The sequence below is a fragment of the Rhizobium sp. R711 genome (genome assembly GCF_002211365.1).
GTDB lineage: Bacteria > Pseudomonadota > Alphaproteobacteria > Rhizobiales > Rhizobiaceae > Rhizobium.
The window spans coordinates 173,783-197,845 of sequence record NZ_LOKZ01000001.1 but is presented as its reverse complement, the minus strand read 5'-3'; the positions used below and the strand labels follow the sequence as shown (position 1 = coordinate 197,845).

The window sequence follows — 24,063 nt, the reverse complement described above, 5'->3', positions numbered from 1 at the left end:
ACGGTTTCCACACTCACTCGCACTACCGTTCCGAGGAGTTTCTCGCAAGTCCCTATAAATTATGGGAAACAGGAAACGTCGAGGACCGACGAGCCGTACGAGAACTGGTTTTTACCGCATCTTCAATATGCCCGGGAATTGGGCTTTCTAACTGCCGAAATGTCTTTCAAGTGGTTAGCACGAATCGATCATAAAGATTTAGAAATGGTGCATCGGCGGGGTTTCGAACCGCATTGTTCGAGCACCTGGAAGAAGAGCTGCTCGGCGCTCAACCTTCCCCATTCTCGTATTCCAAATTCAAATTACCTTTAGCAATATGTTCTGGTTCATCAGGGCAGCGCGTGTAATCGACCGTGAGCGGTCGCAGCATCTCGAACATGTCACGCACGATTGGAGGAGGGGAAATCGTCACTCTTGCAGGCCGCGTCCTTTTCGCTATCGATGCCGACTTGCGAGACGCGCTCCTGACGCGATCAATGCCCTTTAGAATAATCAGCATGTGCCTGGCTTCCTCTGCTTCCATGGATGAAAGTGGAACGCCATCAAGCCGTGCTGGCTCGAGCGTTGCTTGATCGATGATGGACCAGGATTTCCCTTCCGAATAGAGGCGATATTCCCCAGCCATAGCTCCCCCCTTACAGATGAACCAAGCTTGGCAGACCGCCACAGCATCTACCATTCGTCAAATCTGTCGGTTTCCTCACTCAAACGTTGTATATTTTTGATCGCTAATTCTTTAGGGGCCCCATTGAGCGCACAACCTGCTCCCTCATGATGATGCTTGTCCTTTGCTGGCCCGAGAAACTCGACAGGTGTCCAATGATCCGGGAGGAACGCATTATTGCTCTGGATCGCGTAGACGACTACCTACGCAATGCGCCCCGTAAGGGGCCGTAGACACGGCGGGCGTTCCGTTGGAGGTCCCTGACCTCAACGCCGAAAGCGAAGATGCTGGCCGTGCTGGAAAATCGCTCTAGGCGCAATGGCGGGTGAGGTGAGCCCCACGCCCCTGTGTTACAGCTTGGCGCTTCGGGGGCGGCTGCGCGCGGGTCCTAGGTATGAGCCCTCATTGTCCTTACCTTCGCGGCCAACTCGATGGCTACGAAGACCGCATGTTCGGCAATCTGCGGCAGCCCCATCAACTCTCCGAACGTGCCCCGCGCCAGAGGGCCGGAAATAAGCAGGCTTGGATCGGGGTTTCCATCGGCACCAATCGCCTCAGAGCGTTCGGAACAGGCAATGCCGAGACCGGTAGGATCGAGCCGCAAATGCGATTGATCGCGAAGCCTTAGCAGCCAGTCTTGACTTTCGAGAATGCCGCCATGAGAAGGACCGGTTGTGACGACCACGGCATCGTAGCTCCTCTGCAACGGCGGCCCATGTCGCTGCTTAAGTTCCACATGCATGACCTCGCCCTCGCGATAGACGCGAGCGACGGAAGCTGCGAGTACCTCCATTCTGCCGTCCGCAATTGCCTGTTCCAGCACGTCTTCGACCTGCGGCGCGATCCGGAACCGATGGACGTCCCAATAGGGCCTCACATGGCGCACAATTCTGCGACGCTCTGAAATCGGCAGGTTTCGCCAGATGGCGTGGCCGTGGCCGCGTACCTGATCGATCACGGCGTGCCATGTCAGCCCGGCTGTCTTTGCACGCATAATGGCTTGGCGGATGCTGCGTAACAGTGCGGTCGCGCTATGAGCCGGCGCTGCCTCGAACTCGCCGAACGGGTCCTGCGGACAAGGTGCATGGCCCCTGGATCGCAGCCCCCGGCGCGAAATGGATGTTATCTGGCCACGATGGCCGGTCCGCGCGAGCGAGGCAACGATGTCAGCGGCGGTAAGCCCATTGCCGACGATCAGCAGCCGGTCGTTTGCGTTTATGGTGTCAAGGGCCCCGGCACAGGTGGAATCCGGCACAAACCGATCGTGTCCTATAAGCGCGCGCAGAACGGTGGGCGTCGATGGCGACGGATGGCTGGTCGCGATCACCAGAAAATCGGCAAACAGCTGTCCGCCCTGGCTATCTGCTATATGCCAGAGAGCACCGTCACGACGCACCCCGGTAACAAGGGCGCGGCGGTGGCGCACCGCGCCGCTGCGTACAAACGGGGCGAGTGCCGACGCAATATAGGCGCCGAAGACATGACGTCTGGGAAAGAGGCTGCCATCTGGCCGGCAGGCTTCAGGGTCATCGGCGATCGCGTCATTGCGTGCGATCCATTCGAGGAAATCCGCCGGATGGTCCGGCAGCAGGCTCATGCGGGCGGCTGGAACGTTGATGCGGTGCGCCGGATCGGTCGTATCGTAGGCAAGCCCTCTGCCGAGCTCGCGCCGCGGCTCAAAGACGACGATTGCTGGCGCTTGGTCAGTCATGGCGTGCGCCAGGTGGTACGCGACACCGGCGCCCGAAACCCCGCCGCCGATGATCGCCACCACGGGTCGGCGCCTTCTGTCGCGGGGGAAACGCTGTGATGTCGTGCTATCCTGTTTCAATGCCCGCGGTCCACATCGTCTGGGTTTCAGGAGCGCATGTTTGTTCTTCGCGCTTGGATGGCTTAACTTAGAGTCGCTCGAGGTGCCCGGCAATGGCAATATTCTACTAAATCAGTAGAATTTTCATCCCACGATGGCGTTAGACGCCGAAGAGTTTTTCCATGCTGCAACGCAATAGAGATCGGCTTGCTTGGTTTACGATCGCCAGTTTTGAAATTATCTGACCGCTCGAGCTCGCCTCATCAATTCAAGACGGGAAACACCACAATGAACAAGAAGACGTTCACATCAAGCCTGACGCGTCGTGCAAGCCTTGCCGCAATCGCTGCCTCGACGGTCGCCCTGATTGCCTTTGCAGCGCCTGTTGCATCCTTCGCGCAGGACAAGTCGATCAAGGTCGGCATCATGAGCGGCGAGGACGAAGACGTCTGGCGCGTCGTGACCGCGCAAGCCGCCAAGAAAGGTCTGACGATCGAAACGGTCGTCTTCAACGACTACACACAGCCGAACGAGGCCTTGGAACGCGGCGAAGTAGACGCCAATGCCTTCCAGCACAAGCCCTATCTCGACAATCAGATCGCGCAGCACGGCTATCACATCGTGCCGGTCGGATACACGGCCGTTTGGCCGATCGGTCTTTACTCCAAGAAGCACAAGACAGTCGCCGAGATCGCCGAAGGTGCGACAATCGGCGTGCCGAATGATCCGTCGAACGAGGGTCGCGCCCTTCGCGTGCTGCAGAACGAAGGCATCATCAAGCTCAAGGACAAAACGGGCATTCTCGCTACTGTCACCGACATCACCGACAACCCGAAAAACGTCGAGATCAAGGAACTTGATGCCGGCGTCGTCGGTCGCGCCATCGACGATCTGGATGCTGCAGTCGTCAACACCGACTGGGCCCTGAAGGCGGGTTTGTCTGCGGCCGACCGCATCGCACAGGAGCCGATCGCCGACAATCCCTATCGCAACTTCATCGCCGTCAAGCAGGGCAGCGAGAACGAGGCCTGGGTGAAGACACTGGTGGCGTCCTACCAGAACGACGCCGTTAAGGCGGAGTTCGACAAAATGTATAAGGGAACCGGCGTCAGCGCTTACTGACCGACATTCGCGCCGAGGGTTAGGCGCGTTGAACAAGGCGGCCCGGGCGTTCCTTGCCCGGGCCGCCTTGGGCGTTTGCGAAGGGAAAGACCATGAATTCTATCGTATCAGGCTGCGCCATAGGAGCCACGCCGGAGGCGGTGTCGCAAGAGGTAGTCCGTCTTGTCGACGTGCATCGGCATTTCGGTGCCACTCCCGCGCTCGACGGCATATCGCTCACCGTCCACAAGGGCGAGATCCTCGGCATCATCGGACGCAGTGGCGCGGGAAAATCCACATTGATCCGCTGCCTCAACGGTCTGGAGCGTCCTGATGGCGGCGAGATCGAGATCGAGGGCGGTAGCATTGTTGGTCTCGACGAAAAGAACCTGCAGCCGCTTCGCCGCCGCGTCGGCATGATCTTTCAGCACTTTAATCTGCTGGCCTCGAGGACGGTGGAGGAAAATGTCGCGCTGCCGCTGAAAATCGCCGGCGTGGGGAAGGCTGAACGCCTGGCGCGCGCCCATGAATTGCTGGAGCTTGTCGGCCTCGCCGGCAAGGCGAAGGCCTATCCATCGTCTCTTTCGGGCGGACAGAAGCAGCGCGTCGGCATTGCCAGAGCGCTTGCCGCGCGTCCCGCATTGCTGCTCTCGGACGAAGCGACATCGGCACTCGATCCAGAAACGACCCGAGCAATCCTTACTCTTCTCAAGGACATCAACCGCAAGCTGGGCCTGACGATCGTCCTCATCACCCATGAGATGGAAGTCGTGCGCAACATTGCCGATCGCGTCGCTGTTATCGACGCCGGCCGTATTGTCGAAGAAGGCCAGGTCTGGTCCGTCTTTGCCGATCCGAAAGCGCCAATCACAAAGAGCCTTTTGTCCGGCAGCCGTCCGCAATTGCCCGAACATGTCGCCTCCCGGCTTTCACCGACGTCTGGTGACGAGGCAATCCTCAGCATCGACATGGCCGGACCGGCAGCGCAAGGAGCGGTTTTTTCCGATCTCTCCGCAGCACTGCCGCAATCTTTCCGGCTCGTTCATGGCGGTATCGATCACATCCAGAACCAACCGGTGGCGCGTTTCTTCATTGCTGTCCCGATGCGTGACCCAGCCCTGAAAGACAAGGTTCTGCAGTTTTTAGTGGCACGCTCGGCAAGGGTGGAGGTCCTCGGCTATGACACCGATCATGTTTAATCTCCTGCTTCGTTCCCTCTGGGAAACGATCCTGATGACGGGCGCATCCGGGCTGATCTCGCTAGTCTTCGGCCTGCCGCTTGGTCTCGCGCTGGTTCTCACGAATAAAGGCGGAATCGCTGAGAATGCCTGGATGAACGGCATCCTTGGCGCCATCATCAATGGCTTTCGCTCCGTACCCTTCATCATCCTCTTGGTCGCGCTGATCCCTCTGACGCGCCTGATCGTCGGCACCGCACTTGGCACCTGGGCGGCCATCGTGCCGCTCGCTATCGCCGCAACACCCTATTACGCCCGCATTGCCGAAGTGTCGTTGCGCGAGGTGGACCGCGGTCTGATCGATGCCGTGCGTGCCATGGGCGGCAATCGGTGGACGATCATTCGCGAAGTCCTCGTTCCCGAAGCGCTACCGGGCATCGTCGCAGGCTTTACGGTCACGCTGGTAACCCTGATCGGCGCATCCGCGATGGCCGGCGCGATCGGCGCGGGCGGCCTCGGTGACCTCGCCATCCGCTATGGCTACCAACGCTTCGAGACCGCCGTCATGGTCGCCGTCGTCGCCGTACTGATCGCCCTTGTCTGCGGCATACAGTGGGTCGGTGATCGAGTGGTCGCGAAGCTCGACCACAAGTAGTCAGCGGCGAAACACAGCGGCAGGGTGCGAGGATGGCAACCTGCCGCTGCCGCCGAACAGTTTCTGTCGAAGAGGGCCTTCGGCACAGTCTGCCTTGAAGAGCCGCGCTCCTGCAGCACCGGTACGACCAGATCGACAAAGTCGCGCAGGCTTTCAGGTGCCACCGTGCGCCCCAGATTGAAGCCGTCCACACCGCTATCGCAAACCCACGCTGCCAGGGATCGGCCACCTGCTCGGCCCAACCGACGATCGGTCTCATGCGGCTGCCAAGCACCATTTGGTCGATGATCTGGCGCAGCGTCACCGGCTTTGATGCCTGTGTCGTGATCGCCGCGAGCGCGGACTGATTTGCATTGGTTGCCTTCTGCTCGATCGGGTCGTCAAGGCCGTACTTTGATAAATCGACGCCTATAGAAGCCGAGTAATGTGCCAGGAATGCTTCCACGCTTGCATGCCGGCGGTAGTCTTCGAGCTTGCCAACTGCTTCCTTTCCGGTGCGTCCGACGACGACCGTGATGAGGCTAAGAACGCGCACGTCGTCCGCTTCGCGCCCGAAAGCCCGGGCCTTTTGCCGCAGGCCTTTCACTGTCGGCCGGGTGGTCTGCGGGGTCGGTGCGGCAAGAAAGACGCATTCGGCGTGGCGGCCCGCGAAATTCTGTCCGCGCGCGGCGGCGCATGCTTGGAAAAGCAGGGGCGTGCGCTGTGGCGAAGGCTGAGAAAGATGAATGCCTTCCATCTTGTAATATTGGCCGTCGTGCTTGACGGCGCGGATTTTCGAAGGTTCTGCGAAGATGGCCCGGTCCTTATCACTGAGCACTGCATCGTCGTCCCAGCTTGCCTCCCAGAGCTTGTAGAGGATTTCGAGATATTCCTCGGCCGCATCGTAGCGTGCGTCGTGCTCCGGCAGTCTCTCAAAACCCATGGCGCGTGCCGCACTGTCGAGGTAGCCGGTCACGATATTCCACCCGATCCGACGTTTCGTCAGGTGATCGAGCGTCGACATGCGCCGCGCCAAAAGATAGGGCGGCTCGTAGGTCGTGTTGACCGTGACTGCGAAGCCAAGATGCTTGGTGACGTAGGCCATCGCCGAGATCGGCATCAACGGGTCGTTGACCGGAAGCTGGGCGCCGGACTCCCCTTGTAGACGTCGTAGACGCCGAGGATATCCGCCAGGAATATTCCGTCCAGCTTGCCCCGCTCGGCGGTGCGGGCAAGATCCACCCAGTAATCAAGATCAGTGTAGCGGCTGGACACATCGCGTGGATGCGTCCACATGCCGTGGTTGATATGGCCGACGCAGTTCATGTCGAATGCATAGATCTGCATCTGCTTCATATCGTTCCCTGTGCCGTCAAGACCCGGCAGGTCGTGAGCGACAAGGGCGCTCGTGTGCCCTTGTCAGCTCTTACCTTTCCATGGAACGAGGGTGGCTTCCAAGAGCCGAACGGCGGCACTGAAGGCGAATGCACAGGCTGCAATGATGCCGATGCCGACGAAGACGACGTCGGTCGCCAGAAACTGGGAAGCTGACATGATCATGTAGCCGATGCCGCGGTTTGCGGCGATCAGTTCAGCGGCGACCAGCGTCCCCCAGCCGACCCCAAGAGCAATGCGGATGCCCGTCAGGATTTCCGGCAGAGCTGATGGCAAGACGATGCTGACAAGAAGCTGCCACGGCCGGGCGCCGAGGGAGCGCGCCGCATTGACGCGCTCGATCGGCAGCGAGCGAACACCGGCCTGTGCCGAAAGGCAGATTGGTGCGAACATCGCGAGCACGAGAAGCGCTACCTTCGAAGTCTCGCCAATGCCAAGCCAGATGATCATCAGCGGCAGATAGGCGAGCGGTGGCAGTGGCCAGTAGAATTCGATCGGCGCGTCGAAGATACCCTTGGCCCAGCGATTGAGCCCCATCAGCAGGCCGATCGGGATTCCTGCCGCGATGGCGATGGCCGCCGCTGTCGCGATTCTGAAGAGGCTTGCCGAAACATGTTCGCCAAGCGAGGCTCCGGCATAGCCGTCGCGATAGACGGCCCCGATCTGCGTCAGAACCTCCTGCGGTGTTGGCAGGAAGAGCCGCGGCACCAATCCGAGCTTTGCGACGGCCCACCAGGTGCCGATCAAAACGACTGCCGTGGCAAGGCTGATCAGGGCTGTGTTGCTTTCGCTGGCGCCGAACCCCTTCATATGAACAGGTTTCGGCTGATCGGGCTCGATCCGGACGACAATGCCTGTCGTTTCGATGACATTGCTCATTCCGCCGCACTCCTGATCTCCTCGGAGCCATGAAGAATGGTCCGGATCTCTTCTCGCAAACTGGCAAAGTCTGGCGCGGTCTTGATCGATCGCGCGTCGCCCGTTCGGGCAAACTCCCTGACGAAATCGAGATCAAAGCGCGCGACGACACGGCCTGGACGCGGCGACATTACCACGACTTGCGTGCCGAGGAAGAGCGCTTCCTCGATCGAGTGTGTAATGAAGAAAATGCGTTTTCCCGTGGCTTTCCAGATTGATACGAGCAGTTCTTGCATCTGTTCCCGAGTCAGGCTGTCGAGCGCACCGAACGGCTCGTCCATCAGCAGGACTTCGGGATCGGCGGCAAGGGCGCGGGCAATGCCGACGCGCTGGCGCATGCCACCGGACAATTCGTATGGAAATGCTTTTGCAAAGTCTTCCAGACCGACGAGAGACAGAAGCTCTCCGGCGCGCTCGCGCCGCACAGCCCTTGGAACGCCTGCAAACTGCAAGCCAAGCGCGACATTGTCGACGACGGATTTCCAGGGCAGCAGCGTGTCCTTCTGAAAGACGACGCCGCGCTCCGCGCCCGGACGTGTGACCGGTTGTCCATCAAGAGTGATGGTGCCTGACGAAAGCGGCATAAAGCCGGCAATCGCGTTCAGCAATGTGGACTTGCCGCAACCCGAGGCACCGAGTGCCACGACGAAGCTGTTGTCTAAAATATCGAGGCAAACGCGATCGAGGGCATGGACCGTGCTGCCGTCCCGCGTCCTGAAATAGACGCTCGCGTGATCGACTTTGAGCATGTGCGGGTCTCTTCATATTGTGACGCTGGCGCGACATCGCGCCAGCGGGAAGGATTGGACGATTATCTTTTTGTTTCAGTTGCTTGCGTTGATAACTGCATCCGGCGTGACAAAAGCCGCATAGCTTGGCAGCACTTCGCTTACCTTGCCCTGGTCCTTCAGGAAGGCGGCCGTATCCTTGAGGATCTTGGCAGCGCCCGACTTTTCGCCGCCGCCGAGCCAGGCTCCGGAGGCTTGCACCTCAGGCGTCAGAAGGGTCAAATTCTTGAGTGCGGCAGCCTGCTGATCGGGTGTTCCGCCAAGTGTCTTGGCGAGCAACCTGGCGTTCTCGCTGTCGCCATCCCAAGCCTTCTTATCGGTTGCGTAGGAGGCGTAGTACTTGTTGATGACGCTGGCGAAGCTCTTCAGGAACGTGGGGTTCTCATCGGCAAACTTCGAGGCGGCAACCCAGGCGGAGAAGGTCGGAGCGCCCTTTTCGGCGACATCCTTGGAGGTGATCAGCACCTTGCCGTTTTTTTTCAGTTCGCTCAGCGCCGGATCCCAGACGAAGCCGCCATCGATGTCACCTCTGTTGTAGCTGGCGACAATTTCCGGCTGCGGAATTGCAAAGACCTGCACATCCTTTTCGCTCAGCCCCAGCGACTTGATCAACGCCAGCAGCTGATAGTGATCGGTGGAGACCGGCGCGGCAGCAAGCTTCTTGCCCTTCAGGTCAGACAGGGAGGATATGCCTGAGCCGTTGCGAACGACGAGCGCCTCGTCGATGCCGGAGATCGAGGCGAGGTAGAACGCCTTGACCTCCAGTCCCCGGGATGTCGCAGCCGCAAACGGGCTCGAGCCGACATAGCCGACCTGCACATCGCCAGAGGCGATGGCCGCAAAGATTTCCGCCCCTGAATTGAACTTGCGGAAGTCGATCTCATAGCCGGTTGCCTTGGCGAGCTCGCCATTGGCAATCGCGACCGACGACGGCAGTGCGTCGGTCTGATAGGCGACGACCACCTTCTTGTCTGCTGCCTGCGCAACAAACGGTGCCAGGAAGCTTCCGGATCCGAGAATAATCGCCGCCAATAATGTTCTGATAGTCATGTTTCGCCCCTCTTGCAACTAAGCGTCAGCTTCAGCGCTTGACCTTGTTTCGACGCTAAAACCGTAGGGCGGATGCTCCCGCGCAAATAGAGAAAACTATCTATTTAATAGAGTATATCGACAATATTGTTTTGTGATTGATTTGAGGTTCAGACATTCGAGCCTTGGCGGGTCGGCCTCCGCCGCTCTTGCTTATGCCCGTCAGATCGGATCGATGGAGATCAGAAAGCAGCGCGCTTTGCCACTCACCACGACGTCGGTGCCTTTGGCTTGCTCAAGCAGAAGTGCGTCCTTGGGGCCAAGATCGGTGTGTTCACCGCTGCAATCGACGGTGAGGGTGCCCCAATGACACAGGAGAAACCATGTCGGCGCGGCCGGATGCACCGTGACCCTGGAATCGACATCAACCCTGTCAACCCGATTGAGGAAGCCTTTGCGCCGGGTCATGACGTTCAGGTCCATGATTGGTCCATCGGGAAGCGTTGCCGAAACTGAGACATCGGCGGGAAAGGCGAGGGGAGCACTGTCCTGTGTCAGCAGCACCGGAGCCTCGCCGTCTATCGTCAGCGACATGCCATTCCCGTCGAGGATTGAAAGTGTGCGGTCGATGCCCGCAAAAATCGAGAACGGGCCGTCGGTCGCAACCGTCGCCATGCTGAGGCGCCAGCCGAAGTCCGACAGTGTCGCGCCCTCAGGCGAGATAGCAATTTCGACGGTCTCCCCGCAGCCATTCTTCCAGGGCATGCGGCGATAGGTGCTGGATCTGAGGACGGTGGCGCGGATCATTCCTGGCTCGGTGTTGCAAAGGAGGAAGAGAAACTAAGTTTAGTGGACTAAGTCTAGCGAGGCTGCCGTGCAGACTGTGAATATACACGAAGCGAAGACACATCTGTCGCGGCTTATCGAGAAGGCCGCGAAAGGTGAAGCATTCATCATAGCCGAGGCCGGCAAACCCTTGGTGAAAGTCGTCCCCCTGGAGGAAGCCGATGCCCCGAAGAAGCAACGTATTGGCTTCATGAAGGGCATCATCTCGGCTCCCGACGATTTCGATACCATCATGGCGGATGAGATCGAGGAGATGTTCAGCGAGGCGAACCGTTTCCCGAATGAGGCTGCTCCTTGATACTCACATCCTAATCTGGGTGGCCGGCGACAGCGGGCGGCTTCCTGATCGTTTACGGGCGCTGATCTCCGACAAACAGAACGAACTCCTATTCAGTCCCGCCAGCCTGTGGGAGATCGTGATCAAGCAAGCGCAGAGCCGCCCGGATTTTCGCGCCGATCCCACGATGCTGAAAGAACGGCTTCTCCAAAACGGCTATGTAGAGTTGCCAATCAACGGCGAACATACGCTTGCATTCGCGGAACTCCCGCCGATCCACAAAGGATCCCTTCGACCGTATCCTGATTGCCCAGTCAAAGATCGAAGGCATTCCTTTGGTTACGGTTGCTCGAGCAGCGCTGCAGTATCCGGGCCTCATGGAATTTTGAGGCCCGGAGCAACAGATCAATTTCCGAGAATTGCCGGCAGACGCAGGCCCTGCTCCTTGGCGCAATCGAGGGCGATCTCGTAGCCCGCATCGGCATGCCGCATGACGCCGGTGGCAGGGTCGTTCCAGAGCACGCGCTCCAGGCGCCGCGCTGCTTCGTCCGTTCCGTCGGCGCAGATGACCATGCCGGAATGCTGCGAGAAACCCATGCCGACGCCGCCACCATGATGGAGCGACACCCAGGTCGCGCCCGACGCCGTGTTCACGAGCGCATTCAGAAGCGGCCAGTCAGAGACTGCATCCGAACCGTCCTTCATCGCTTCCGTTTCGCGGTTCGGCGAGGCGACCGAGCCCGAATCCAGGTGATCGCGGCCGATCACGATCGGTGCCTTCAGCTCGCCGTTCCTGACCATCTCGTTGAAAGCAAGACCGAGGCGATGACGGTCGCCGAGGCCAACCCAGCAGATGCGCGCCGGCAATCCCTGGAAGGAAATCCGCTCCCTGGCCATATCCAGCCAGTTGTGCAGGTGCTTGTTGTCGGGCAGAAGTTCCTTCACCTTGGCGTCGGTCTTGTAAATATCTTCCGGATCGCCTGAAAGCGCCGCCCAGCGGAACGGACCGATACCGCGGCAAAACAGCGGTCGAATATAGGCCGGCACAAAGCCGGGGAAGGCGAAGGCGTTGTCAAGACCTTCGTCCTTGGCGACCTGACGGATGTTGTTGCCATAGTCGAGCGTCGGGACGCCGGCATCCCAAAACGCGACCATGGCTTCCACGTGCTGCTTCATGGAGGCGCGAGCAGCAGCTTCCACTGCCTTCGGATCGCTCTCGCGCTTGGCCTTGGCTTCCTCGACCGTCCAGCCGGCCGGCAGGTAGCCGTTGCGTGGATCATGCGCCGAGGTCTGGTCGGTGACGATATCGGGACGCGGGCCACCGGCCATCATGCGGCGAACGAGCTCCGGGAAGATCTCGGCTGCGTTGCCGAGCAGGCCGACGGACTTTGCCTCACCTGCCTTCGTCCACTTGTCGATCAGCGCCAGGGCTTCATCGAGCGTCTTTGCCTTTTCGTCGACGTAGCGGGTGCGGAGACGGAAATCGATGCGCGTTTCGTCGCTCTCGACCGCCAGGCAGCAAGCGCCTGCCATGACCGCTGCAAGCGGTTGGGCGCCGCCCATGCCGCCAAGACCGCCAGTCAGGATCCACTTTCCCTTGAGGTTGCCATTGTAGTGCTGGCGGCCGGCCTCGACGAAGGTCTCGTAAGTGCCCTGAACGATGCCCTGCGTGCCGATATAGATCCACGACCCGGCCGTCATCTGGCCATACATGGCAAGGCCCTTCTTATCGAGTTCGTTGAAATGATCCCAGGTCGCCCAGTGCGGCACGAGGTTGGAATTTGCGATCAGGACACGTGGAGCATCCTTATGGGTGCGGAAGACGGCGACCGGCTTGCCGGATTGCACGAGGAGCGTTTCATCCTCGTTCAGCGTCTTCAGGGTCGCTGCAATGCGATCGAAGTCGTCCCAGGTGCGGGCCGCGCGGCCGATACCACCATAGACCACCAGCTCGTTCGGGTTTTCTGCCACGTCGGGGTCGAGGTTGTTCATCAGCATGCGCAGCGGCGCTTCGGTCATCCAGCTCTTGGCATTGAGCTCCGGCCCGCGCGGCGCGCGGATTTCGCGAATGTTGTGGCGTGGGTTTGAGGTCATTCGTGTTCCCCTGTCGAGTGATCGTTATCGTTTCAGGCCAGGCGCGATTTGTTCGATGCGCACCAGAATATCCTTGAGATGAATGCGAAGGCGCTCCGCCTTGGCGGTGTCATAGGCAAATGGCGGTGCCTCGGTTTCAAGATGCGTCGATTGCGCAAGCTCCATCTGGATCGCATGCACACCTGTCTCGGGGCGCCCATAGTGGCGGGTCGTCCAGCCGCCCTTGAAGCGGCCGTTGAGCACGCTGTCATAGCCTTCGGCAGCCTCGACGGCGGTGAGCGTCGCCTGTTCGATAGCGCCGTCACAGGTCTTGCCCATATCAGTGCCGATGTTGAAATCCGGCAACCTGCCTTCAAAGAGGAAGGGAATATGCGAGCGGATCGAGTGGCAGTCATAAAGGATCGCGACGCCGTGGATTGCTCTGACGCGCTCGACCTCGGTGGCCAGTGCCGCATGGTAGGGAGCATGAAAGTCCCGCAGCCGCACCGCAATGTCGGTATCGCCAGGTGCCTGCCCATCCTTCCAGATCGCCTTGCCGTCGAAATCCGTTTCAGGAACCAGGCCAGTCGTGTTCTGGCCCGGATAGAGGCTGAAACCTGCCGGATCGCGGTTTGCGTCGATCACGTAACGGTGAAACACTGCACGCACTGTGGTCGCGTCCGCCAAAAGGCCGTCATAAAGGTGATGAATGTGCCAGTCGGTATCGGCAAGAATTCTGCCGTTCTCGTTCAGACGCTCCCAGATGTCAGCCGGAACTTCGGTGCCTGTGTGGGGAAACCCGAGGATAACAGGAGATGAGCCCTGTTTGACTTCGAAGATAGCCATGTCAGTTCTCCAGAACGGGCAGGATGCCGGGGGAGACGGATGCATTGAGCTGGCCCGTCGCGATCAGATCGCCTGCCGCCTTGAGATCGGTTGCCATGTAGCGGTCGAGCTCCAATGTCGGCACTGCGCTGCGGATTGTCGCAATTGCCTTCTGCAGCTCGGGGCTGGTTGCCAGAGGCGCGCGGAACTCCACACCCTGAGCCGCCGTCAGCGCTTCGATGGCGACTATGTTGAAGAGGTTGTCGGTCATCGCCAGCAGGCGACGGGCACCATGGCAGGCCATGGAGACGTGATCTTCCTGATTGGCCGATGTCGGCGTCGAGTCGACGGAGGCTGGGTGCGACATCTGCTTGTTTTCCGACATCAGTGCCGCCGAGGTTACTTCCGCAATCATCAGGCCGGAGTTGAGCCCCGGCTTCTTTGCCAGGAATGCCGGCAGGCCGTAGGAAAGCGCAGGATCGACCAAAAGGGCGATGCGCCGTTGCGCGATCGCGCCGATTTCGCAGACGGCAAGGGCGATCTGGTCCGCCGCGAAGGCAACCGGCTCGGCATGGAAGTTGCCACCCGAGACCACCTGGTTGTCCGAAAGCACCAGCGGGTTGTCAGTAACGGCGTTCGCTTCGATTTCCAACGTCCCTGCCACCTGGCGCAACAGATCCAGGCAGGCGCCGTCGACCTGGGGCTGGCAGCGAATGCAATAGGGATCCTGAACGCGTTCGTCGCCTTCGATATGGCTCTGCCGAATGACCGAGCCGTCGAGGAGGGCCCGAAGTGCTGAAGCCGTATCGATCTGGCCTTTATGGCCGCGCAGCGTGTGAATGTCGGGATGGAAGGGCGCCGACGAGCCCATGGCCGCGTCCGTCGACATGGCTCCGGTAATCAAGGCTGCCTGCGCTGCCCGATGTGCCCGGAAGAGACCGGCAAGTGCCAGTGCCGTTGAGGTCTGCGTACCGTTGATCAGCGCCAGGCCTTCCTTCGCAGCGAGCACCACGGAGTTCAGTCCGGCCCTTTTGAGAGCCTCGCCGCCAGAAAGACGCTCGCCGGCAAAGAAGGCTTCGGCTTCCCCCATCATCACGGCGGCCATATGAGCAAGGGGCGCAAGGTCGCCAGAGGCGCCAACCGAACCTTTTTCCGGGATGACCGGAATGACGCCCCTTTCCAGCATGCCTTCGATCAGCCGAACCAGCTCAAGTCGTACGCCCGACGCGCCACGGCCGAGCGAAACCAGTTTCAAAGCCATGATCAGACGGACGATGTTTTCGGGCAGTGGTGCGCCGACGCCGCAGCAATGGGAAAGAATAAGGTTGCGCTGAAGAGTCGCCACATCGGCGCTATCGATCTTGATCGACGCGAGTTTTCCAAAGCCCGTATTGATGCCATAAACCGGCGCATTGCCAGCGGCAATCTCGGCAATGCGCGCGGCCGCCTTGATAATGCCGGCATCAAAGGAGGCGTCGAGCCTTGCCGGCGTCCCGGTCCAGTAGATCGTCTCCAGATCCTTGAGCGAAACGGAGCCGGGATGAAGGGTGATGGTCAACGGTCGATCCTTTCGCCTTTGAAGACATGCGCATGAAGTGGGTTGAAGCCGATGCGGTAGACGAGTTCGGCAAGGTTCTCGATATTCCAGATCGCGAAGTCGGCTGACTTGCCGTTCTCAAGCGTTCCGGTCTCATGCAAGAGAGAAAGGGCGCGTGCGCCTTCACGGGTCGCGCCGGCGATGCATTCCTCGACAGTGAGGTTGAACAGCGTCGCCGACATGTTCATCGTCAGCAGCAGTGAGGTCAGCGGTGACGTTCCAGGATTACAGTCCGTTGCGATGGCGATCCGGGCGCCGGCCTCACGCAACCCCTGAACTGGCGGCTTCTGCTTCTCGTTGATGGCATAAAAGGCGCCAGGAAGCAGGACGGCGACGGTACCCGCCGCAGCCATCGCGGCGGCGCCTTCCGTATCCAGATATTCGAGATGATCGGCAGACAGCGCATTATAGGATGCCGCGAGTTTCGCACCGCCGAGGTTCGACAATTGCTCGGCGTGCAGCTTGACCGGAAGGCCAAGCGCCGCGGCCTTGTCGAAGACCAGCGCGATCTCGGCCGTCGAAAAGGCTATTTTCTCGCAGAATCCATCGACAGCGTCGACGAGACCCTCGGCATGGGCATATTCGAGAGCCGGGATGACGACGTCTGTGATGTAATCTTTATTGCGGCCCCTGTACTCGACCGGTGTGGCATGAGCGCCGAGATAGGAGGTCACGACCCGGACCGGACGGAAGCGCTCGAGCTGGCGGGCAGCGCGCAGCATCTTCAATTCGCCCTCGGCGTTCAGCCCGTAGCCAGACTTGACCTCGATTGTCGTCAGACCTTCGGAAATTAGCGTATCCAGACGGGGAAGAGCCGCATCGACCAGGGCCTCGACCGAAAGTGCATTTGTTGCCTTGACGGACGAAACGATGCCCCCGCCGGCCCGTGCAATCTCTTCATAGGTCGCGCCTTCCAGGCGCATTTCGAATTCGCGGGCGCGATTGCCGCCATGGACAATGTGAGTATGGCAGTCGACGAGGCCAGGCGTCACCCAGCGACCTTCAAGATCCGTGATCTGGGCTCGCTCGATCGCCGATACCGGCAAGTCGGCTTCCCGGCCGACGTAACTCATGCGGCCGCCCTCCGTTACGATGGCGCCTTTTTCGACGATGCCGAGACCCGGCTCGTGTGGGTCGAGCGTCGCCAGTCGCGCATTGCGCCACAGATGTGGGCGCAGACTTCCGGTTGTCTCATCGCTTGAAAATTTGTTCCCGTTCATCAGCTTTGCGCCTTCCTTTATGTGGAAACATGTATATACATAATAAGCCGGTGACAAGTAAAATTTTGTGCGCTTCCATGGAAAAGAAAGATGCGCGGCACCAAGAGGAGAAAAAGCGTTATGGCTCAGACGGTAGCGACCACACTGCACTCAAGCGCAGCACTTCTGCCGCACGGATGGCAAAAGGAGGTGCGCCTGACGATCGCCGATGGCCGTATTGCCAGCGTCGAAACGGGGGTTGGGGCCGAGCCGGGCGATGAGCATCACGACACGCTTGTCCCTGCGATGAGCAATCTCCATAGCCACGCCTTTCAGCGCGCAATGGCTGGCCTTGCGGAAGTGCGCGGGCCGGCGAACGACAGCTTTTGGAGCTGGCGCACGGTCATGTACAAGTTTGCCCTTTCGATGACGCCTGAGCACGTCGAGGCAGTTGCCGCCCAGCTCTATATGGAAATGCTGGAAGCCGGCTTTTCCCGTGTCGGTGAATTCCACTATCTGCATCACGACAAGGACGGCACGCCCTATGCCAATATTGCAGAGCTCGCCGAGCGCATCGGGGCCGCAGCGAGCATCAGCGGTATAGGCTTGACCCTGCTGCCGGTCTTCTATGCCCATTCCGGTTTTGGGGGGCAGGCACCGATCGACGGCCAGCGACGCTTCATCAATTCGCTGGACAGCTTTGCTGCATTGATGGACGGCTGCCGCAAAATGACGGGCGGGCTCCCGGGTGCCAAGCTCGGGATTGCCCCGCATAGTCTGCGCGCCGCAACGCCCGAGGAACTCATCAAGGTCATGCCGCTGGCCGGTGACGGGCCAATCCATATCCATATCGCCGAGCAGGTGAAGGAAGTCGAGGACTGCATCGCCTGGTCGAACGCACGGCCCGTTGAATGGTTGCTTGCCAATGCTCCGGTGGACGGCCGCTGGTGCCTGATCCACGCAACCCACATGAGCGATGACGAAACCCGCGGGATGGCGCAAACGGGCGCAATTGCCGGCCTTTGCCCGATTACCGAAGCCAATCTCGGCGACGGCACCTTCCAGGCGCCGCTGTTTGTCGAAGAAGGCGGCCGCCTCGGCGTCGGCTCGGATTCCAACGTGCGGATCTCGCTTGCCGGCGAACTGCGCCAACTCGAATATTCCGAGCGTCTGGCGCTCAAGGCTCGCAATGTCATCGCCGCACCAGGCGGCTCGACTGCTCGCAGCCTTTTCGATCATGCGATTACAGGCGGTGGTGCGGCACTGAAGGCACCAGGAGGGATCACCGTCGGTCACACTGCCGATCTCATTTCGCTCGACAAGAGGGCCGTGCCCTATCTTTCCGGCGACCAGCTGCTCGATCACTGGATCTTCGCCGGTGGCGTTGTCGTTGACACTGTCTGGTCGCTTGGAGCCAAGCAGGTTTCAGGGGGGCGCCACGTTGCGCGCGACCAGATCAACCGCCGCTTCCTGAAGGCGATGGGCGAGCTTCTGTCGGCATAGGGCTTTCCAGATCGATACATACAGATTAGAGCGGGAGGTATTAAACGGAGCGTGACGATGAACCAAAGCAAGGAGGCAACCTTGCATCAGCGGATCGTGAGCGACATCGAAGGCCGCATCGTTTCTGGCGAGTGGCCACCGGGCCACCGCATTCCGTTTGAGGTAGACCTCACCAGGAAATACGACTGTTCGCGCATGACCGTGAACAAGGCGCTAACCCAGCTTGCAAAGGCCGGCCTTATCGAGCGTCGCAAGAAATCCGGCAGCTTCGTCACGCAGCCGCAGGCGCAGTCGGCCGTTCTGGAGATCCACGACATCAGGGCCGAGGTCCAGTCACTGAACCTTTCCTACGCCTTCAGTGTCTCGAAGCGTGAGCAACGCAAGGCGAAGGCAGATGACATTAAGCGTCTGGACGTCGCGCCGGGATCGTCCGTCGTCGATGTTGCCTGTATCCATCAGGCGGGTGGCAGACCGTTCTGCCTGGAAGAGCGACTGATCAGCCTGTCGACAGTGCCTGAAGCCGCCGAGGCAGATTTTTCCGAAATCGCGCCAGGGGCCTGGCTGATCAATCAGATCCCCTGGAGCAGCGCCGAACATCGCATTCACGCCGTGTCGGCAGGTTCGGACGAAGCGGCAGCGCTCGATATCCCGCGCAACAGCGCTTGCCTGGTTGTCGAGCGCCGCACCTGGAGCAATGTCGGGCCAGTGACCCATGTACGCTTCACCTATCCTGGTGACCGGCACGCGCTGGTGGCGCGTTTCACACCGGCTTCGCAGTAGACAGCGCGTCAATCGCGGCAGGCGCAGAGCAGCCCCAGTCGCGAACCAATTTTGTCGGCGACCGCGGCCATGGTGTTCACTGGGAAACCAGGCTCTGTAACGAGCAAATTGGCACAAAGTTGCGCTAGTATCGCCAATCTGATCCGGATTGGGAGATCTTTCGGTTCAATACTATTCAAGCCCCAGGGCTGATAAAAAGGAAAGCCGTTCCTGGCAGATTGCTTCCAGGAGATGCCGCCTCAGGCGTATCGCCACGAAGAGGAGGCAGGCACAGAGCATCGAACGCCCGCGTCGTCACACGTCCATGAAGCAGGCTTTGCGCAAGTCCATAGTCGCAAAAGGTCTCTTCGCCTGCCGATCACCACGGCAATATTTCAAAGCGGATGGATGACGGGCTCGCCCTGCCGTGAACTCATTGCGCAGATATCACGATGTCGTTGCGGATCAGGTCCGTCAGCTCGTCCTCATCGGTGACCCCAAGTTCAATCCATTGAACGAGACTCTTTTCCTTTTGGCTCGCCTCTGAACTTCCCTTTTGATGCCCATTTTCATCGCACCAGTTCCTGAGAATGCGCTCGATCAGATCCGTGATCTTAGATGCCAGCACCGGTCGCTGCCACGAAATCCATTGCATGGCCTGTCTCCCTTCGAAACCAGAGCCTATGCGGAGGCAGGTCTGACAGGCAACCTCCTAAATGTAAGAGCATGCTCATATACCGGCGCAAAAAGCGGAAGCGTTGCTAAATGGCAATAGTGCTCGTGTCGGAGATGGTGCGCCATCCCTGATGGCTATGGTGAGCAAGACGAAATGCCTATACGAGGCGCAACAGCGGCAAGGCAATGAGCAATACCCTGTCCGTGCTACGCAATTGCGCAAAGCCGCGACAGGACGACTTTGCCGGCGTTTGGCGTCGGCCACCGGGTCATTGTCAATCTCGAAGCGGATAGGCCCGGCCCAATCGACAAATGTTCTCCAGGCACCGGATTATCGCAATCCTATTTGCGTCAGATAGCGGCGATCCTGATCGGGTTCTCTTGAGAGAAATTTTTCGACATCTTCTTCACCAAGCGGTGGCGAATAGAGGTAGCCTTGTACCAGTCTGCCTCCAAGGCCTGTAAGAGCCGCAAGCTCCTCTTGCGTTTCAACCCCTTCGACGACGCATTCCACTCCCATATCGCGGCTGAGTGTTAGAAGCGATTTCACGATTTTGTAGCTTGCAGGCTTTTCGTGCAGTTCCGTGACGAAGCTGCGGTCAATCTTTATCTTGGTCAGCGGCAAGGCGTGCAGCCGCGTCAGGCTGGAATAGCCGGTGCCAAAATCGTCGAGTGAAATGCCGCAGCCGAGCCGTCGCAGAACTTCGACAGACTGCTTGACCTGTTCGAAATCGAGCGTGAAGGCAGTCTCAGTGATTTCAAGATCAAGGCGTCGTGCGTCAAAGCCACTGTTTTCGATGATCCCGATCAATGACAGTACGCCTTCGCAGGAGTTGAGGTCGTGCGCCGAGAGGTTGAACGACAAGCGGAGGTGCTCGTCCCACTTCGATGCGCAGGCAAGTGCTTTCTTAAGAAGCGGCCGCGTCAGTGAACTGACGATACCGGCACGTTCTGCAATGGCGAAGAATTGTGCCGGCGAGACACGTCCAAGCGCCGGGCTGGACCAGCGGGCCAGCGCCTCAAAGCCAACCGTTTCTTGATTGCATACATCGACGATCGGCTGAAACACGACTGAAAGTTCGTTTTCGAGATCGGCTTGCTTGAGCAGGTGCTCGATGCGGGCTTCGATGTTGATCTGCTTTTCATGCTCCGCATCAAACAGGACCGCACCGCCACGCCGGGTTTTCTTGGCGTGATAAAGGGCGTAGTCGGCTCTATCGAAAAGCTGTTCGAGAGTTGACGCGAGGTTTGGAAAGACTGCTATGCCCATGGATGCAGAGACGTGCATTGTCCCTTCCGGCATATGGTAAGGTGCCCTGAGCTGCTCGGAGATCGCATTAGCGTTTGCGACAAGCTGTTCATCTTCGGGCACGATCGGAGCGACGATCGCAAACTCGTCACCCCCTAACCGAAACGCCCGGCTGGCTTTCAGTGCAGTCGCAAGGCGACTGCTGACCTCAATCAGCAGTCGATCTCCCACAGAGTGGCCATAAAGGTCGTTGACCGGCTTGAAGCCGTCGAGATCGATGACGCCAAGGGCCAGCCGTGTACCGTCAACCCTGGCCTTTTCGAGTTCGGCTTCCAAATGCGCGAAAAACGCGCGACGGTTGGGCAGTTCCGTCAGACTGTCGATATTGGCAAGCTGCAGATTCTCATTGCTGAGTGCTTGCGTACGCTGTTGTGAAACAACCATGCGCTCAAAATTGCGGTAGTTGGTCAGCAGGATGGACATCATGCCCGCGCAGACCAGCAGCACGTTGATGGCAATGGCAATAAAGGTTGGTTGCTTCGACGCCGCGAAGAAGACGACAAATGCTCCGTTGACAATCAACGCGACCATGAATGCTGCCGAACGAACATACATCAGGCAGAAGATGCAGGAGATGACGGTGATCGCCATATAGAAGGCGACATGAGATTGCATATACGCATTGCCGTAAGGAACCAACAGAAAAGACCAGAGGGTGAATGCAGTGCCAATGGCAATTGCCAGGCGATTGGCGCGGACAAGCGCCGCGTGGGCGACACCAGGCGTCGGATCGAAATTGCGCGTTCTCCACCAGAACGCGACGCGAAGCATGCAGCCAACCGTGAAAAGAGCAGGAATCGCGACGGTGAGCCAGAGCGGCGCAACGTACATATGCGTGACAGCCACCGCCCATGTACTTGAAAGCAGGATGAAGTACATCATCGGCATCTGACGCGTAAAAGCGCGATACTGCGCTCTGACGAGGTCCGGATTATCGGACCGAACGGACATGACATCCTGGAATTTTTGTCTGGCACTCGATATTTTCATTGCACGTCTCATCAAGACAGATCGCCATGCATAGCGTAGTTCCCGTTACACCTGTGGAAATACAAACAGTTAACTGAACGACAATCGTATCAACCGCAACGTGCAGATCTTTCTTGGCCGACCTTCTCAAGGTGCGCTGGCAAAGTCCTCTCAATGATACCTTTCGCCAACCTCTTCAAAAATCCGGTTGCACCCCGTCAGTAACCCTCATAGCCGTCTTCGTAAAATGGCGAAGGCCGCGCTTGGGCTGGTTGCCTTTCCCGTCAAGCCGTCATTTCATACTGGTCAATTCAGCCCGTGTCGGGGAGACGCATGAACGGCACCCACCTTTTCGAACTTGTGATCGCAATGTTCCTTGCGATCATTGCTCTTCACTACCTGGCCCACAGGCTAGGCCTTCCACCCTCTGTCGCTCTGCTCGCCGGTGGAGCGATGCTGGCGTTCGTGCCCGGCCTTCCAGCGATCACCGTGGACCCGCAGCTCGTGCTTGTGATCTTCCTGCCTCCACTTCTGCTCGACGGCGCATGGTCCATCGCCGTGGGCCGGCTTCGACGTCACATGTTCGGAATAGCGTCGCTCGCAGTTGGTGCGGTCTTCTTCACATGCGCGGTTGTGGCCGTGGCGACCCATTTGATGTTTCCGTCGCTATCCTTGGCCGCGTGCGCAGCGCTTGGAGCGATCGTCTCGCCGCCAGACGCCGTGTCGGCGCGAGCTGTTTTGGAGAGGGTAAAGCTGCCTCGCAGGGTTCAGATCCTGCTTGAAGGCGAAAGCCTGCTCAACGATGCGAGCGGTCTCGTCCTGTTCCGCTTTGCGGTCGCGGCGGCGGCAACTGGGACTTTCAGCGCTCCGGCAGCCGTCGCCACCTTTCTGGTTCTTGCAATCGGGGGCGCTGCGGTAGGTGCCGTCGTCGGCTATGCCTGGGTGAAAATGGTGCGGCGTCTGGGCGACGAGTACTTGATCATTGCTACGACGACATTGCTTGCCTGGATTTCCTATCTTCTGGGGGAAGCCCTGCACGTGTCCGGTGTGATCGCCACCGTCACCACGGGACTGATTGCGACCTGGCATCAACATACAGTTTTGTCGGCCGCCACGCGCATGCGCGGAACGTCGTTTTGGACCGTTGTCATATTCCTGATGGAAGCTGCGGTGTTCATATTGATCGGTCTTTCGCTCCGCGATGTCGTCGAACGCGGCGGAGGCTTTGCAACGGTCGCCGCGACGATGGGCCTGCCTGCCGCCGTCATTCTCGTCACGCTTGCGATTGCGCGCCTGGCATGGGTGTTCGGCTCCGAAGTGATGGTCAAGCTGTTCAATTCCTTAGGCCTTGCTCAAACGCGGCCGCTTGGCGTCGGTGCTTCCACAGTGTTGAGCTGGGCGGGCATTCGCGGGGTCGTCACGCTTACCCTTGCGCTCAGTTTGCCGGAGGACTTTCCCGCCCGCGACCTCATCCTCGTGACGGCGTTCGCGGTGATCCTCGGAACTGTGCTCTTGCAAGGCACGACGCTCGGACGCGTTATCGAATGGGCGAAGCTGAGCGAGCAGGAATCCGAAAGGGCGCCGATGACAATGAGCCAGGCGGAGGCGGCGATGGCACAGGCCCAACTCGTCACGATCAAAGACCTCGCATACGATCGTGACGGTACCCTCATTCATCCGCAGCTCCTTGCAAGATATGAGCGTCGGGCCACGGCGATCGTCGATTACGCAGCGCGCACGGAGGAATACATCCCAACCCTCCATGCCCACTTCGACGTGGTGTTGAGTGCGGTTGCGACGGGCCGCCAGGAGCTCATTCGGCTGCATCGAGCAGGCGAGATAGACGACGAGACCTTGCGGGAACTGGAAAGGGACCTGGATCTGGAGGAACTGGGCGCCATTTCGGCAAAGGCGTAGCATTGGCGAATGCCCGACGACCAGGAAGGCCCCGACTGGGCCTCAACGAACAGGCCCTATCGACGCAGAAGTCAAGCGCCAGCCGGGCGCGTGGCCTTCGCCGCGGCGAGACAGACGCTCGTCCCAATCGGTTCAAGCGTTGCTCCGGCGATCCGCTTTCGCGTGGCAGACAGCGCCTTGGCAATATCTCCATACGAGGCTCGTCCGGTTTACGACAATAGGAGATCTGCAATCGAGCGAACCTTGAGCAAGTGCTGCACCTATTGATGTATGTCAAAGGCGGCCCATCCTCGTCAGGAAACCCAATGAGGCGCGTTTCGGAAACTGATGCAGCAGACCGAGGCCGGCGGAAATTGTGTAAGCTGCTTGCAGGCCGGGACGCGGCATCGTCGCCGCCGATGGCAGCCTTCGAGACGAATCCTTTTGTTGATGAGGTTGCGAGTGTTGCGCTGCAGGAAGTGATTGCCGATGCGCCGTGCTTGTAGTTGGTGGAGGGGCAATGATACGCTTCCACCAAGATCGTAGTGGTTTTTCGTACTGATCCCCAGCACCATTGCCGTAGTTGGTCTCCCCGCCGGCGTCTAGAATGCGCAGGCT

20 protein-coding genes and 1 pseudogene are annotated in these 24,063 nt (G+C 59.4%); 8 read left to right on the top strand and 13 right to left on the bottom strand.

Going from position 1 to position 24,063, the window contains the following annotated elements; all coding sequences use genetic code 11:
- Window positions 1–268: 268 nt before the first annotated feature.
- Both ATY80_RS29290 and ATY80_RS00910 read right to left on the bottom strand, forming a co-directional pair.
- Window positions 269–625 carry a hypothetical protein gene (locus tag ATY80_RS29290; protein WP_245306723.1) on the bottom strand — a complete coding sequence of 119 codons (357 nt, stop codon included), beginning with the start codon at window positions 623–625 and terminating at the stop codon, window positions 269–271.
- Between the two features lie 427 nt (window positions 626–1,052).
- On the bottom strand, window positions 1,053–2,495 hold the full coding sequence (locus ATY80_RS00910) for an FAD/NAD(P)-binding protein (protein WP_245306722.1): 1,443 nt from the start codon (window positions 2,493–2,495) through the stop codon (window positions 1,053–1,055).
- A 267-nt stretch (window positions 2,496–2,762) separates the two neighbouring features.
- On the opposite strand from ATY80_RS00910, the gene ATY80_RS00905 reads away from it, so the two are divergent.
- From ATY80_RS00905 to ATY80_RS00895, 3 genes are all read left to right on the top strand, one after another.
- On the top strand, window positions 2,763–3,596 hold the full coding sequence (locus ATY80_RS00905; RefSeq protein ID WP_088690627.1) for a MetQ/NlpA family lipoprotein: 834 nt from the start codon (window positions 2,763–2,765) through the stop codon (window positions 3,594–3,596).
- A 92-nt stretch (window positions 3,597–3,688) separates the two neighbouring features.
- The gene (locus ATY80_RS00900; protein WP_088690626.1) at window positions 3,689–4,774 is read left to right on the top strand and encodes a methionine ABC transporter ATP-binding protein; all 1,086 of its coding nucleotides are present in this window, start codon (window positions 3,689–3,691) and stop codon (window positions 4,772–4,774) included.
- On the top strand, window positions 4,755–5,408 hold the full coding sequence (locus ATY80_RS00895; protein ID WP_088690625.1) for a methionine ABC transporter permease: 654 nt from the start codon (window positions 4,755–4,757) through the stop codon (window positions 5,406–5,408). The genes ATY80_RS00900 and ATY80_RS00895 overlap by 20 nt, the downstream gene beginning before the upstream one ends.
- Here the strand turns inward: ATY80_RS00895 and ATY80_RS00890 are convergent.
- From ATY80_RS00890 to ATY80_RS00870, 5 genes and pseudogenes are all read right to left on the bottom strand, one after another.
- Window positions 5,409–6,743: pseudogene (locus ATY80_RS00890) on the bottom strand (LLM class flavin-dependent oxidoreductase).
- A 63-nt stretch (window positions 6,744–6,806) separates the two neighbouring features.
- Complete coding sequence (locus tag ATY80_RS00885) at window positions 6,807–7,661, bottom strand: ABC transporter permease subunit (RefSeq protein ID WP_088690624.1); 855 nt, start codon at window positions 7,659–7,661, stop codon at window positions 6,807–6,809.
- On the bottom strand, window positions 7,658–8,449 hold the full coding sequence (locus ATY80_RS00880) for an ABC transporter ATP-binding protein (protein WP_088690623.1): 792 nt from the start codon (window positions 8,447–8,449) through the stop codon (window positions 7,658–7,660). The genes ATY80_RS00885 and ATY80_RS00880 overlap by 4 nt, the downstream gene beginning before the upstream one ends.
- Before the next feature lie 75 nt (window positions 8,450–8,524).
- Window positions 8,525–9,538, bottom strand: coding sequence for a taurine ABC transporter substrate-binding protein (gene tauA / locus ATY80_RS00875; RefSeq protein ID WP_088690622.1), 1,014 nt, complete (start codon window positions 9,536–9,538; stop codon window positions 8,525–8,527).
- Between the two features lie 201 nt (window positions 9,539–9,739).
- Window positions 9,740–10,324: a HutD family protein gene (locus ATY80_RS00870; RefSeq protein WP_088690621.1), complete on the bottom strand. Its 585-nt coding sequence runs from the start codon at window positions 10,322–10,324 to the stop codon at window positions 9,740–9,742.
- 67 nt (window positions 10,325–10,391) lie between these two features.
- On the opposite strand from ATY80_RS00870, the gene ATY80_RS00865 reads away from it, so the two are divergent.
- A complete protein-coding gene (locus tag ATY80_RS00865; protein WP_088690620.1) occupies window positions 10,392–10,661 on the top strand; it encodes a type II toxin-antitoxin system prevent-host-death family antitoxin in 270 nt (89 codons plus the stop codon).
- Entirely contained in the window at window positions 10,603–11,112 is a 510-nt protein-coding gene (locus ATY80_RS29285; protein ID WP_348626622.1) for a type II toxin-antitoxin system VapC family toxin, read from the top strand. The genes ATY80_RS00865 and ATY80_RS29285 overlap by 59 nt, the downstream gene beginning before the upstream one ends.
- Here ATY80_RS29285 and hutU read toward each other — a convergent pair.
- The 4 genes from hutU to hutI are packed head-to-tail and all read right to left on the bottom strand — an operon-like array spanning window position 11,046 to window position 16,355.
- Complete coding sequence (hutU, locus tag ATY80_RS00855) at window positions 11,046–12,734, bottom strand: urocanate hydratase (RefSeq protein ID WP_088690619.1); 1,689 nt, start codon at window positions 12,732–12,734, stop codon at window positions 11,046–11,048. The genes ATY80_RS29285 and hutU overlap by 67 nt on opposite strands.
- A gap of 24 nt (window positions 12,735–12,758) precedes the next feature.
- Window positions 12,759–13,559, bottom strand: coding sequence for an N-formylglutamate deformylase (hutG, locus tag ATY80_RS00850; protein ID WP_088690618.1), 801 nt, complete (start codon window positions 13,557–13,559; stop codon window positions 12,759–12,761).
- A gap of 1 nt (window position 13,560) precedes the next feature.
- Complete coding sequence (hutH, locus tag ATY80_RS00845; RefSeq protein WP_088690617.1) at window positions 13,561–15,096, bottom strand: histidine ammonia-lyase; 1,536 nt, start codon at window positions 15,094–15,096, stop codon at window positions 13,561–13,563.
- Window positions 15,093–16,355, bottom strand: a complete 1,263-nt coding sequence (gene hutI, locus ATY80_RS00840; RefSeq protein WP_088690616.1) for an imidazolonepropionase — start codon at window positions 16,353–16,355, stop codon at window positions 15,093–15,095. The genes hutH and hutI overlap by 4 nt, the downstream gene beginning before the upstream one ends.
- A 120-nt stretch (window positions 16,356–16,475) precedes the next feature.
- Between hutI and ATY80_RS00835 the strand changes: the two genes are divergently transcribed.
- Together ATY80_RS00835 and hutC are read left to right on the top strand one after the other, a co-directional pair.
- Entirely contained in the window at window positions 16,476–17,837 is a 1,362-nt protein-coding gene (locus ATY80_RS00835; RefSeq protein ID WP_088690615.1) for a formimidoylglutamate deiminase, read from the top strand.
- Between the two features lie 57 nt (window positions 17,838–17,894).
- On the top strand, window positions 17,895–18,617 hold the full coding sequence (gene hutC, locus ATY80_RS00830) for a histidine utilization repressor (RefSeq protein WP_088690614.1): 723 nt from the start codon (window positions 17,895–17,897) through the stop codon (window positions 18,615–18,617).
- Window positions 18,618–19,029: 412 nt separating this feature from the next.
- Here the strand turns inward: hutC and ATY80_RS00825 are convergent, their stop codons facing one another.
- Both ATY80_RS00825 and ATY80_RS00820 read right to left on the bottom strand, forming a co-directional pair.
- A complete protein-coding gene (locus ATY80_RS00825; protein ID WP_088690613.1) occupies window positions 19,030–19,251 on the bottom strand; it encodes a hypothetical protein in 222 nt (73 codons plus the stop codon).
- A gap of 351 nt (window positions 19,252–19,602) precedes the next feature.
- Window positions 19,603–21,570, bottom strand: coding sequence for an EAL domain-containing protein (locus ATY80_RS00820; protein WP_189637059.1), 1,968 nt, complete (start codon window positions 21,568–21,570; stop codon window positions 19,603–19,605).
- A 312-nt stretch (window positions 21,571–21,882) separates the two neighbouring features.
- On the opposite strand from ATY80_RS00820, the gene ATY80_RS00815 reads away from it, so the two are divergent.
- The gene (locus tag ATY80_RS00815; protein ID WP_088690612.1) at window positions 21,883–23,466 is read left to right on the top strand and encodes a Na+/H+ antiporter; all 1,584 of its coding nucleotides are present in this window, start codon (window positions 21,883–21,885) and stop codon (window positions 23,464–23,466) included.
- Window positions 23,467–24,063 lie beyond the last annotated feature (597 nt).